Below are 12,710 nucleotides of genomic sequence, written 5' to 3' on the forward strand. Positions count from 1 at the left end.
GAGTTTCCCCTTAAAAGAATCAAGGCGCGAATATTGCCCAAAAACACAGGACAAACCAAGTAAAACCACCAAATACACAAAACACATAAAATGTGTCCTCTAAAACACTCCACTTTCGTGTATTAAGTGTCTAATTCACTCAATCGAAGGGGAAGCATGAAACATCTCTCAATCTTGTTCATCTCAGTAATCGTCGTCATTAGCGCATTCTCGGCCCAACGCCCGCCCAACTTCATCGTTATCTTTACCGACGACCAAGGCTATCAGGACGTCGGTTGCTTTGGATCGCCCGACATCGCCACCCCCAACCTCGACCAAATGGCGAAGGGGGGCATGCGCTTTACCGACTTCTACGTCGCCGCTCCCGTCTGCACCCCGTCGCGCGCCGCGCTGCTGACCGGAAAATATCCCAAACGCCTCGGCATGGCCAAAGGCGTGCTGTTCCCCCACTCCGGCAACAAGGGACTGCCGCCGAGCGAAATCACTATTGCCGACCACCTGAAGCAGAAAAACTATGCCACCGCCTGCATCGGCAAATGGCACCTCGGCCACTTGGATAAATATCTGCCGACCGCCCAGGGCTTCGACACCTACTACGGCGTGCCCTACTCCAACGACATGTGGCTCGCCCCCGAACTCAAGCCCGCGAAAAACATCCAATTGCTGGACGGCGTGACCATAGAGCAAATGAAAGCCATGGGCGCCAAGAAGCCTAAAAAAGAGGATCGCTCGAAAGTCCCGCTGATGCGCAATAACGAGATTGTCGAATTCCCCGCCGACCAAGCCACCCTCACCAAGCGCTATGCCGAAGAAGCCGTTAAATTCATCGAGAAAAACAAAGACAAACCCTTCTTTATCTACCTCACCCCCGCCATGCCGCACATCCCCCTCTTCGCCTCCCAAGCGTTCAAAGGGAAAAGCAAGGCCGGGCTCTACGGCGACACCATCGAAGAGATCGACTGGGCCGTCGGCCAAATTAATCAGGCGCTGAAAAAGAATGGACTTGAAGACAACACCCTCGTCGTCTTCACGTCAGATAACGGCCCATGGCTCTCCCATGGCGACCACGGCGGACATGCCCTGCCCCTGCGCAACGGCAAAGGCTCCACCTTCGAAGGCGGACAGCGCGTCCCCTGCATCATGAAGATGCCCGGCACCATCCCCGCTGGCGCCACCTGCTCTGAAATGACCGGAACACTCGATCTGCTGCCCACCATTGGCAGCCTCGCCGGAGCACCGGTCGTCCACGCCATCGACGGCGCGGATGCGTCAGCACTCTTGAAAGGCGAACCCGGCGCAAAAGCGCCACGCGACTTTTTCCTCTACTACCTGCACAACGACAACCTCTCCGCCATCCGCATGGGCGATTGGAAACTGATCCTCTCCGTTCCGGCCATCTCCTATTCCCAGAAAGTTGAACCCAAAGATTACACCAAGGGGGAATTCGAGCCCGAGCTCTACAACCTCCGCGAAGATATCGGAGAAACCAAGAACCTCTACAAACAGCATCCCGAAATCGCCGCCAAGCTCCTAGCCCGTGCACAGACCGAACACGAAAAGATCATCCAATGATCGGAAACCATAGATCGCTCTGACGAATGCGATGGAGGAAAGCTCGGTCATCTGAACCCAACGCTATCGATTATGCAATCGACTCTTGCCGACCGGGCGTTGCAATGCCGCGGTGAATTGGTAGCATGATTCGGTTATGACGATCAGAACTGTAGACGAACTCAACACGATCATCCGCAACGGCGGCATTCAGGCCTATATCCAGCAGGAGGAAGAGGCTAAAAAGGTCCAGGTGGAAGCGATTGCCGGCGAAGTCGCAAAAAAGAAAAACGGCCTCAAGTGGATCTGGCTGGCAGGGCCGTCATCGGCGGGAAAGACGACATTTACGCATCAGCTCAGCAACGCTTTGAACCGGCAAGGCATCCCGACGCATGCCATCTCGCTCGACAACTATTTCGTAAACCGCGAGTTGACCCCGCGGAACTCCAAGGGCGAACACGACTACGAGCATATCGAGGCCATCGACCTCCCGCTGCTGAAGCGCCATCTGGAAAAACTGGACAACGGCCATACGGTCGAGATGCCGCACTTTAAGTTTCTGCATGGCCGCCGCGAGTTCCGCAACGACATCGTCCGCCTTGCTCCGGGCGAGCTGGCCCTGATTGAAGGCATTCACGGACTCAACCCGCGCATCACCTCGTTTGTCGACCCCATGCATGCGCTGAAAATCTACATCGGCGCGCGCACCACGCTGCTGCTGGCCGGCGGCGAACGAATTTCCAGCACCAACCACAGAATGCTGCGCCGCATGATTAGGGACCACAACTTCCGCGGGAACCTCGTCGAGAAAACCTTCAGCCTTTGGCCCTCGGTCCGGGCGGGCGAGGATAAATGGATTTTCCCATTCCAGCCCTTGGCGGACCACGAATACAACTCGGCGCTGGGCTACGAAATTTCGGTTCTAAAGCCTTTGGTCGAGCCGCTGATCCGGGCGCTTCCCAACACGCATCCGGGATGCATAAAGGCCAAGGAACTGCTGGAGTTCCTTGGCCTTTTTGAAGCCATAGACAAAACGCGGGTTCCGGCCGATTCCATTCTTCAGGAATTCATCGAAACCCCGCGCTGAAAGCTTAGTCTAACGTTACGACAACGAAGCGCGAACTGCGGCCGTCGTTGACAAGCAGCAGCACCCGGCCCGTATCCTCGCTGGCAGCCAAAGCTTCCTTGAAATCGTTCAGATCGGCGACCGGCCTGCGGTTGACGCTGGTAATGAGCTGTCCAGGTGTTAGACCGGCCCGCCAAGCAGCGCCACCCTGCTCCACCTTGGTGACCACAACCGCGTCAAAACCCTCGACACCAAGCTGGCGGGCGCCATCGGCATCCAGAGTCTCGGCAGTTAGGCCAAGCTTGTCGTAGATCTCAGTCTCAACATCGCCTCCGGCAATGTCCGCGCCCTCCATCTCCTTGGTAATGGCGGAAACATGCTTATACTTTCCATCGCGGAATATTTTCAGATCGATCTTGGTATTGGGCGGTATGGAGGCCACGCGGTTGCGGAACGCGCCCACCTTGCCCGCCTTTACGCCTTCGATCTCCACCACAATGTCGCCGCCTTCAATTCCGGCTTCTTCAGCGGCGGAGCCTTCCACCACCTGCGAAATCAAAATACCGCCGGATTCTTCCAGCCCAAAGCTCTTGGCCAGGTCTTCATCGACCTCCTGGATGAACACGCCGAGGATACTGCGCGTCACCTTGCCGAACTTGATGAGCTGATCCTTGATCTGGATGGCTTGGTTCACCGGAATGGCGAATCCAATGCCCATATAGCCTCCAGTGCGCGTGTAAATGGCGGTGTTTATACCTACCACCTTGCCGTCGATGTTCAGCAACGGCCCACCGGAGTTGCCGGGGTTGATGGCAGCGTCGGTCTGAATAAAGTTTCCGTATTCAGCGATGCCGGTCTCGGCCCGCCCCTTCGCGCTGACAATGCCCGCGGTAACGGTTTGAGAGAGGCCGAACGGATTGCCGGCGGCAAGAACCCACTCGCCCACCTCCAGCGCATCGGAATCGCCCAGCTCAAGACACGGCAGATCTTCGCCGTCTTCGATTTTGATCAGAGCAACCTCCGACTTCGGGTCTGTGCCAATCATCGTGGCGTCGAACTTGCGGCCATCACCGAGTGTCACGGTAATGCGGTCGGCCTCCTTCACCACATGGTTATTGGTCAGGATGTAGCCGTCCTTGGAAATAATGAAACCTGAGCCTTGGCCTTGCTGGCTGTATTTTCGGGGCTCGGCCTCTTCCGGAACACCGTAGCTGCGATAGCGCCCGCCGCCGAAAAACTCTTCGAACGGATTCTGGCGGTATGCGCGCTGCGGTACTTCAACCACAGTTTCCACATCCACAAAAACAACCGCCGGCAAGGCTTCCTTCGCGATCTGCGAAAATGCGCTTCCCGTCTCCTTCAGCACATTGATCTTACCTGCTTCCACGACGTTTACCGACAGTGAGGCCGCCGCAACAATTCCCGCTAAAAACAATCCATGAGTACGCATTCTATATCTCCTGGTTAAGGTTCAATTTCTAAATACGAAGATTTAGAGCACGAATTGGAGATAGCGTTCAAAGTTTGTAAAAATTCTGCCGCAGGAACGGCGTGGGGCCGCCATTTATGAACCGGCTAGCGCCAGCTTTTAACGATATCGTTGGTGCTGATGGAACCTTTCAGCCAGTAGAGCCCGAACGAGGCAACGGCCACTTTTCGGCGAACGGTTTCGTTGCCGAAAACCAGCTCGCCGTCATAGTCGGTATCGAGTGCAATCCGGTATTGTTTGCCCCATGGATCCACAAAATTTCCGTCGGCGGACGGGCTCGACTGCGGATCCAGAAAAACCATCTTCGCCGGATTTTCCGCCAGCTCTGCATCAGCGTCAAACGTGAGGATTGAAATGATCAACTTGCTGTTTTCCTTCGAATCCGAATCGTCGCTATCTTCAAAAACGAGGTCGCTGCCAAACTCAACGGGGAGCTTTCCATATTTGCTCACATAGGATTTAACGGCTGTTTCGATGGATTTCATCTCCACCATGGCCTGGGCCTTCTTCGCGCTGATGCGCGCGTTGCGGAGGCCTTTCGAACCCAAGGTGATGAGGAGCGCCAGAATGGCGATCACCACCAGCAGTTCAATCAAAGTAAAACCGTTTTTGTTCATGATCTAGTATTCCGCCGAGGACGGATTGATGTTGTCATAGTCGCTGTCGGCGACCGGCCCCTCCGACCAAATGCGGTACAGGAACCGGTTGCTGCAGACGTAGATATAGGCGCGGCCCCAAGGATCGGTCAGCGTAACGCCCTCGACCGCATTGGTCAGAAAACCGGAGGCATCGAGCGCGTGAACTTCCATCGCATTTTCGCTCGCCGGATAGCGGCCGTATTCCACGCGGTATTCGTTCAGCGCCGTGCGCAGCTTTTCAAGATCGGCCTTCGCGCGGCTTTCCTTGGCCTGCCGGCGGGCCAGGCTGTAGCCCTTGGCCCCCAGTCCAGCGAGGATGGCGATGATCGCCATCACCGCCAGTAGCTCAAGAAGTGTAAAACCGCGTCGTGTTCCACGCATTGGAAAGCCTAGCGGGTGATCCCCTTTTCAGAGGCGCGGCAGAACTCGATCAGGTGCTTGATTTCCGTCGTCTGCTCCACCTCGGCCTCGATCTTATCCAGCGCAACCGAAACCGGCGCGTCCTGGCGGTAGAGGATGCGGTAGGCTTCTTTGATCGCCTTGCGCCCGTTTTCATCGACCCCGCGCCGCTCCATCCCGATCTTATTGAAGCTGCGAACCTGAATGGGATCCCCATGGGCAATCATGTAGGGCGGAACGTCTTTGTTTATTTTCGACATTGCACCGATATAGGCCATCGCGCCAACACGCATAAATTGAACAATTCCAACCGATCCTTCAATCGTTGCCATATCCTCAATAACCACATGCCCGGCAATCTGGCAGGCATTGACAATGACCACATCATTTCCAATATGGCAGCAGTGGGCAATGTGTGAATAAGCCAGAATATGACAATTATTGCCCACCGTCGTAAAATCGCCGTCGTTCGTGGCGGCGTTGATCGTGACATATTCACGAATCGTGTTGTTGTCGCCGATCTTCACCCCCGGCAGGCCACCCTTGAACTTGAGATCCTGCGTGCGCCCGCCCAGCACGGCAAACGGCGAAACCCGGTTGCCTTCGCCGATGATGGTTTTACCGGCAACGACAACGTGCGAAATCAACTCGGTGCCACTTCCGATCACCGCCTCAGCGCTGACGGTGCAATACGGCCCGACAATGGCGTCAGCGGCAATCTGGGCGCCCTCGGCCACAATGGCTGTTGGATGAATCTGCGCCATGTTTTACGCTCCGTAGCCGAACATCAAATCTGCCTGGCTGGCCAGTTCGTCGCCAACATAGGACTTGCCAGAAACCACCGCCATGCGCGAGCGCATCCGCGTGACAACAATCTCCATGCGCAAGACATCGCCCGGAACCACTTTGCGGCGGAACTTGGCTTTGTCGATCGACATGAAGTAGGCAATCTGGCCTTCCTTGTCGTTCACCTTGTTCAACAGGATGCCGGCAATTTGCGCCATGGCCTCGAGCTGCATAACACCGGGCATGATTGGCTCGCTCGGAAAATGCCCCTGAAAGAACGGCTCGTTGAAGGTCAGGTTTTTGAACCCCACAATCTTCTGTTCCTCCACATCCAACTCCGTAATGCGGTCCACCAGCATAAACGGATAGCGGTGCGGCAATATCGACAGAATCTCATTAACATCCATAATCATCAGCTCTCTCCTGTTTGTTGTATATAGCTGCTGAGTTTAGGGATTACCCCGCACTCACTCAATGCTTTTCTTCCCATCCAGCAGAGCCTGCGGATAAAACGGATGCTGGGCACATGCCGGTTCGTTCTACAGTTGCAACACCAGTCCAATTGAAGCGGCAAAATACCATTAAAATATAAATGGCACTTTTTATGCGTCGAGTGTCTATACCAACTGAAAGGAGCAAGAAAATGAGCATCCAGATTACAGTGCCATGGAAAATCCGACTCCGCTCGTCAGAATCGCAAGAACTGGAAAGCAAGCACTGGTGGAACCGGAAAAGATGCAATGATTCCGAGGAGGGGCATGCCCTGTCGCATGAGGACGATCTCGATCACCTTGGCGCCCTCCATAAAACCCAGCACCAAAAACGCTGATCGGGGTTTTATAGAAAAAACAGTTCGTAATCACCAGCCGGTGAATTGTCCCGCATAGTGCAGAGGGTCGCGCGCCTGACCGGTTTTTGCCGATGCCGGAAAATTTACGCCTTCTTCACAAACTCCGACTTCAGCTTCATGGCACCGAAACCGGTTATTTTGCAGTCGATGTTGTGGTCGCCCTCGACAAGCCGGATGTTTTTAACCTTGGTGCCGACCTTTAGATCCGACTGCGCGCCTTTGACTTTAAGCCCCTTGACGATAGTCACCGAATCGCCGTCGGCCAAAACATTGCCGTGGGCATCGAGAACAGAAAGCCCGGCCGCTGCGTCCGGTCAGCAGCGAAGCGCGGGTCGGGCTGCAGACCGAGGCGGCGACAAAGAAGCCGGCCATAGCATCCAGCTCCGGGGTCTTGAGCGTCGAGTGGCCATAATAGCCGACATCGCCCCAGCCCTGATCGTCGGAGATGATGTTGGGATGCGGCAGCGGCTTTTTCCCCAGCACCGTCAGCTGATAGGCACTCGTCGCCCCGGCAGCGCCAGCGGCGGCGGAAAAGCATTTCATAAAATGGCGACGCTGCATGTTGGTACCTCTTGTTTCCAATGTCTGGACGTTACTGAACAGACGCTTCCAAGGATTGGAAATTCCCGCCTGCCTTCCAAGGATTGGAAGTTTTCCGTAGAAGAGATGTCCTCGTCGCTTTCCGGCAGGACGGGCGGCGTGACGGCGACAACGCGATGGAGCATCGCGGCTACATTGCCGGACCAATAAAAAAGGCCGCCCGCGGCGGCCTTTTCAATTTTTATTGTATGATCGATTAGTTCCTGGACCTGCGGCGAACCCAAAGCATGCCAAAGCCCAGCACGGCAAACAGGCCGAGCGTTGACGGTTCAGGAATCGTGGTATTGACCCATACCGTGGTCTCGGTTCCATCGAAAGAGGTATGGAGATAGGATCCGGTTCCGTTGCCCCAGGTCTTGTCGCCAACATCAACGTCAACAACCGATCCGTTGGCCCATGTGATATTGCCGTCGGTTATGAAGCCGTCGATCGGGGTCCATTGGTCACCAACCCAGGTCACGGTCGCGTCACCTTCGATGTTGAGCGAGCTGGTGGCGTCAGCGAAGGATAATGTATTGGCGTTGGTAATGGTCATCGTGCCAGCGAACAGGGCGATGGTTCCATTGGCTTGAATATACACATCCCCTGCCAATAAATCGCCGCCATTCAACGTCAGGGTTCCGGCACCGTCGGCGTTGCCGACAGTGATGGCACCTGCCACATTCAGCATGCCGCTATCCATCGTGAACGAACCCACTGCGTTGGAGCCGGTGCCGATGCTGAAGCCGGTCAAGTTGACATCGCCTACGGGATTAAGGTCGGCGAGCGTCAACACTACGTTGGCGTTGTCATTGTTGGCCAGAGTAATTGCACCGCCACCAATCAAGCTGTGGGTGGACGTTCCGCCAAAGGTGAGCGCCGCGTTTTGGGTGAGTCCGGTCAGCTGGTGGTCCCCGCCCGTGATAGTCAATGCCGAGTTGACCGTCAGGCTGCCAATACTGTCATTCGCGCTGATCAAATTGACAATGGAAGCACCGGTGTTCGCGCCCACGCCAAAGTCGCCGAGCGGTCCGGCGACCACGAAATCGGCCGCCGTAAGGTTGTGGGTAGAACCCGCGCCCATTCCAATGAACAGACCGTTGGTGGAATTCAGCGCGATGGGCGCCCCGGAATTGTTCAGCGTCGCGACCGAGTTTTCGCCCGAGGCCGCCTCGAAGTTTCCGCCGGCGGAGAGAGCCAGGCCGGATACATTCATCGTGCCAACACTCCCTGGACGCCCTGCAATGATCAGATCGCCGCCAATGTTGACCGTGCCGCCATTGGTGCTGGTGTATGTGGCGGTCGAGCCGATTCCCGCGGCGACAATAAAGTCGGTACCCACGTTCAGGGTTCCGTCGTTGACCAGAGTTCCGACCGAATCCGTAGCGTCGCCTATCCGGACGGTGGTTCCAATCGTCATGACCGAGCCGGCGGCCATGTTGACGGTTCCCGTTCCGGAGCCAGAAGCGCCCAATTCCAGGCCATTAACGGCGGTGAGTGCGGATCCGCCAGCCATGTTGAGCGTTCCATCGGCGCCGACATTGTTTCCAAGGATAATTTTATCCGCCATGTTGATAACGGAGTTGGAGCCGGCATTGAACACGCCCACAGAATTCAAGGATTGGCCGATTTTCAAGGTTTGGGTGTGGTTGAGCGTTGCTCCATCGCCCATAGTCATCGTTCCGGTCGCGCCGGCATTGTTGCCCAAGAGCGTCTGCCGGACATTGATAACGCCGCTATTAAAATCGAGCGTGCCGACGCCGACACCATTCCCGACCTTAAGCTCGTCCACCAGCATTGTGATGTCGGTCAGTTCGGCATACCCGGTTCCACCGACGTTGCCTATATTAAAATCCTTGCCAGCAGCAAAAGTAATCGTGCTGTTCGTAGCAACCAGCGACGCATTGGCCCCCGCATTTGCTCCGACTATTATTTGGTTCAAGCCCTCGAAGGTTGCGTTGTATAGCTCCATGGAGCTGTTGTCGAACAACTCGGTAGGGGCGCCGGCATCCGTTTGCAAGGTTCCGCCATTCATGGTCAGCTTGGAGGTGCCGAATATTTCAATATCATTCTTTGCGCGTACGGTTCCGCCGTTGATGACCATTGTAGAGGTGTCGAACAGTTCCAGTTTATCCGACGTCACGGATCCGCTATTCACGACCATGTTGGCGGTCTGGCTGAGGGTAAGGTCGTCTGTGCTGGTCAAGGTTCCGCCGTTTACCGTCAGGACGGCATCCTTCTTAACAAAGGTAATATCCTCTACCGACAGGGAGCCCCTTAAATCCACTGTCGATCCCAAGGCGTTGCCGATTGTCGCGTCCTTCGAACCATCACCCGCCATGTTGATCGTAGCGCCGGCATCAATCAGCACGGCCGCAGTATTCACTTTGAAGTGCCCCCCGACCGTTTGCGCGGACCCCGCATACGCATTGGCTTTAATTACTGCGTCGCCTGCGGTCGGCAGTACGGCTCCAGCCCAGTTGTTGGTATCGCTCCAGAGCGAATAGTCCGTGCCCAAGATATTGGTGATGGCTCCCCCTCCGACTAAGTCGACAGCCATTGACTGAGCAGCGATTCCCAGCACTGCGAGTGCGATGATTGCGGATGCTATTTGCTTTCTCATGCGTCTTTTCTCCGTTTGGTTGTTACCGAACCTCATATAATCAATCTTCTAAAAAAAAAATAATTTATTTTACCCCGTCGCCAAGGATTGTCAACCTGAGTTTGCCGCCCCCCCCCTTTTTTTTAGGGGCAGGTATTATTTAATACAAATAAGCCGTCGAAACGGGAATCCCCGCCTGCCGTCCAAGGATTGGAAGTTTTCCTGATTATTAGTGTTTCGTTCTCGATGAAACATTAACCAACCATAGAGCGAGTCCACTTCAAGGCGGATTCGATATCGGCATGGGCAAAGAGAACAGACATCAACCCCCAGCACTGAATCCCGCGAACCCGATCTACGCGCCAGTGCTGCGAGACTTCCAGCGATGGGCACAGGATCAGACGTTTATCCATACGCTTGGCATGGTCGGCCAGACCGAGAGCCATTTTCCATGCAAGGCAGCCTATGCCGTCGCCGTCTACTCGAACAGATCCATTTGCATCGCGCTTCGATCCTTTCCGAGTCTGGTTGAATAAACCGTATTGAAATGGCGGGCGGATTCACAGGGAAAAGGCCGGAAGTGTCCTAACGAATTTTCAGGGGTTGGGTGCAACTTAGGGGATATATGTATCGTGAATCTGCGCCGGGGTGGCCTCTTCCCTGAGTCGGTGGGGTTTTAGCGATACCTCCCCGCCAATCTTCCCACTTTCTTCCCACATTGTTCAGCGAAAATCAGGAGGCATCAGAAGTTATCATATTTTCAGGAAAACAGGACGAACTGCATAATAGGCAATAAAAAAGGGCCATTCGGTTAAGAATGGCCCTCAGAAAATGGTGGGCGTTGACGGGCTCGAACCGCCGACCCTCTCGGTGTAAACGAGATGCTCTAGCCAACTGAGCTAAACGCCCATTTCCTTCAAAGGAGCGCACATAGTACCCATTCCCGATTTCGAGTCAAGCGGTGAAAAACAAAAAAGTTAATAATTCTATCCGCCCACTACACCAAGCCATGTGTCGGCCATCAAGGCGTGCCCCGAAATTGATGGATGGACACCGTCTTCCGCCCAATAAGACGGGATATGGCGAAGCTGTGCAGCAACGAAGGCGGCATCGAAATCCACCCAGACCGCGCCGAATTCGCCGGCCAGCCTTTTCATGATTCCAATCTTTGGTTCGAGGTCTTCGCGCATGCGCTTCACCGACGGGCCGGTATGGAGCAGAAAGGGAGAGCAGAGCACCAACTTAGCGGAGGTTTCGCTCTTTACCCGCTGCAGCAGCTCACGGTATTCCGATTCGAACTGGTCGTCCGGCGTTGGGTCGTTGTGGTCATACCGCCGCCAAGTATTATTGACGCCGACGAGAATGGAAACCCAGTCGGGCTTCAGACTGATGCAGTCGGCATCCCACCTTGCCAAGAGATCACACGTGCGGTCGCCATTGACCCCCCGGTTCAGAAAGCGCAGGTTCAGCTCGGCATGGTCGAGCCCCAGCCGGCCGGCAACCATGCCGGCATAGCCCATTCCTAAGGTATCCGGAATGGCTTTATCACGGCGGCAATCGGTGATGCTGTCGCCAATAAAGAGAATTAGTTCATCCTCTTTGAAGGAAGCGCTCACGCCATCACCGCTTTGAGCGCATTGAGCATGGTTTGATTTTGCTCCGGAGTGCCTATGGTGATGCGGATGTGGTCGGGCAGTCCGTAGGGATCCATCGGACGCACAATCACTTTGCGCTTTTGCAGCTTCTGGAACACTTCGCGACCGTTGCCGGTTTTCACGAGAATAAAGTTTGCGCCGGAGGGCACCGTTTCAATTCCAAGCTTTGGAAGCTCGCGTTCAAAAAACGCCAATCCTTGGAAAACCATTTCGCGGGTTTCAACGATGTGGGTATTATCATCGAGCGCCGCCATGGCGGCGGCCTGCGCCATGGCGTTGACGTTGAACGGCTGGCGCACCTTGTTGAGCAGGCCGATCAATTTGGGATGGCCAACGGCGTAGCCGATGCGCAGACCGGCCAGCCCGTAGGCCTTGGAGAAGGTGCGCAGCACAATGATGTTTTCCTTGCCGGCGCGGATGTGTTTGAGCACATCGGGCTTCTTATCTTCGGGCATCACTTCAAAGTAGGCTTCATCAAAAACAGCAACCACGTGATCGGGCAGTTTTTCGATGAAAGCGTCGATGGCTTCGGCCGAAACTATCGTGCCGGTGGGGTTGTTGGGGTTGCAGATGCAGACCAAGCGGGTGTCCGGCGTAATGGCCGCAAGCATGCCTTCGAGATCATGCACGTGATCCGGCATCGGAACGCGGATGGTCTCGCCCTGGTACAATGCATTCGCGAGGAAATAGACCGCAAACGCCTCTGCACCCATCACAAGGTTTTTCCCCTGCTCCATGAAAACGTGACAAAGGAAAATAATCAGTTCGTTGCTGCCGCACCCGAACAGAAGCTGTTCGGGTTCGACTCCAATCTTATCGACCAGTTTGCGCTTAAGGTAGAACGCGCCGCCGTCGGGATAGCGGTGCATATCAGGAATGGCTTCCTGCATGGCTTCAATGGCCATAGGCGACGGCCCCAACTCGTTTTCGTTGGAAGCCACCTTTACAATGTCTGCAATATCATCAAACCCCAGCTCGCGCGCCACCTCTTCAATGGGCTTGCCCGGTTCGTACACCCGTAAATCTGAAATCCAGTCCTTTGCCTTCATGCTGAAACTCCTTTTGGTTCATTTGAAACGCATATCGTAGCACCTC

General features: G+C 55.2%; 12 protein-coding genes, 1 tRNA gene and 1 pseudogene. 3 read left to right on the forward strand and 11 right to left on the reverse strand.

The window, feature by feature from the left end; all coding sequences use genetic code 11:
• Positions 1–156 precede the first annotated feature (156 nt).
• Together SCARR_RS24650 and SCARR_RS24655 are read left to right on the forward strand one after the other, a co-directional pair.
• Positions 157–1,572 (forward strand): sulfatase family protein, encoded by a 1,416-nt coding sequence (locus SCARR_RS24650; protein ID WP_136064853.1) that lies wholly within the window; start codon positions 157–159, stop codon positions 1,570–1,572.
• A gap of 136 nt (positions 1,573–1,708) precedes the next feature.
• Positions 1,709–2,638, forward strand: coding sequence for a nucleoside kinase (locus SCARR_RS24655; protein WP_136064855.1), 930 nt, complete (start codon positions 1,709–1,711; stop codon positions 2,636–2,638).
• 4 nt (positions 2,639–2,642) lie between these two features.
• On the opposite strand, the gene SCARR_RS24660 is transcribed toward SCARR_RS24655, so the two are convergent.
• The 5 genes from SCARR_RS24660 to fabZ form a co-directional block, all read right to left on the reverse strand.
• Positions 2,643–4,067: a Do family serine endopeptidase gene (locus SCARR_RS24660; RefSeq protein ID WP_136064857.1), complete on the reverse strand. Its 1,425-nt coding sequence runs from the start codon at positions 4,065–4,067 to the stop codon at positions 2,643–2,645.
• A 125-nt stretch (positions 4,068–4,192) separates the two neighbouring features.
• A complete protein-coding gene (locus tag SCARR_RS24665) occupies positions 4,193–4,723 on the reverse strand; it encodes a type II secretion system protein (protein ID WP_136064859.1) in 531 nt (176 codons plus the stop codon).
• A gap of 3 nt (positions 4,724–4,726) precedes the next feature.
• Positions 4,727–5,125, reverse strand: a complete 399-nt coding sequence (locus tag SCARR_RS24670) for a type II secretion system protein GspG (RefSeq protein WP_136064861.1) — start codon at positions 5,123–5,125, stop codon at positions 4,727–4,729.
• Positions 5,126–5,133: 8 nt separating this feature from the next.
• Positions 5,134–5,907 carry an acyl-ACP--UDP-N-acetylglucosamine O-acyltransferase gene (gene lpxA, locus SCARR_RS24675; protein WP_136064863.1) on the reverse strand — a complete coding sequence of 258 codons (774 nt, stop codon included), beginning with the start codon at positions 5,905–5,907 and terminating at the stop codon, positions 5,134–5,136.
• Positions 5,908–5,910: 3 nt separating this feature from the next.
• Positions 5,911–6,342 (reverse strand): 3-hydroxyacyl-ACP dehydratase FabZ, encoded by a 432-nt coding sequence (fabZ, locus tag SCARR_RS24680; protein ID WP_222846449.1) that lies wholly within the window; start codon positions 6,340–6,342, stop codon positions 5,911–5,913.
• Between the two features lie 230 nt (positions 6,343–6,572).
• On the opposite strand from fabZ, the gene SCARR_RS24685 reads away from it, so the two are divergent.
• Positions 6,573–6,758, forward strand: coding sequence for a hypothetical protein (locus SCARR_RS24685; RefSeq protein ID WP_136064865.1), 186 nt, complete (start codon positions 6,573–6,575; stop codon positions 6,756–6,758).
• Positions 6,759–6,862: 104 nt separating this feature from the next.
• On the opposite strand, the pseudogene SCARR_RS24690 reads toward SCARR_RS24685, so the two are convergent.
• The 6 genes and pseudogenes from SCARR_RS24690 to hisC all read right to left on the reverse strand — a co-directional run.
• Positions 6,863–7,078 (reverse strand): annotated as a pseudogene (locus SCARR_RS24690) (zinc ribbon domain-containing protein YjdM); the annotation flags it as partial.
• Complete coding sequence (locus SCARR_RS24695; protein ID WP_222846450.1) at positions 7,005–7,340, reverse strand: sulfatase-like hydrolase/transferase; 336 nt, start codon at positions 7,338–7,340, stop codon at positions 7,005–7,007. The gene SCARR_RS24695 and the pseudogene SCARR_RS24690, both read right to left, overlap by 74 nt.
• A 235-nt stretch (positions 7,341–7,575) precedes the next feature.
• Positions 7,576–9,981 carry a beta strand repeat-containing protein gene (locus SCARR_RS24700; RefSeq protein ID WP_168433605.1) on the reverse strand — a complete coding sequence of 802 codons (2,406 nt, stop codon included), beginning with the start codon at positions 9,979–9,981 and terminating at the stop codon, positions 7,576–7,578.
• Positions 9,982–10,792: 811 nt separating this feature from the next.
• A tRNA-Val gene (locus SCARR_RS24705) sits at positions 10,793–10,869 on the reverse strand.
• Between the two features lie 77 nt (positions 10,870–10,946).
• Positions 10,947–11,576, reverse strand: a complete 630-nt coding sequence (locus SCARR_RS24710) for an SGNH/GDSL hydrolase family protein (protein ID WP_136064872.1) — start codon at positions 11,574–11,576, stop codon at positions 10,947–10,949.
• A complete protein-coding gene (gene hisC / locus SCARR_RS24715) occupies positions 11,573–12,664 on the reverse strand; it encodes a histidinol-phosphate transaminase (protein ID WP_136064874.1) in 1,092 nt (363 codons plus the stop codon). The genes SCARR_RS24710 and hisC overlap by 4 nt, the downstream gene beginning before the upstream one ends.
• Positions 12,665–12,710 lie beyond the last annotated feature (46 nt).

This window comes from Pontiella sulfatireligans, assembly GCF_900890705.1.
Classification (GTDB): Bacteria; Verrucomicrobiota; Kiritimatiellia; order Kiritimatiellales; family Pontiellaceae; genus Pontiella; species Pontiella sulfatireligans.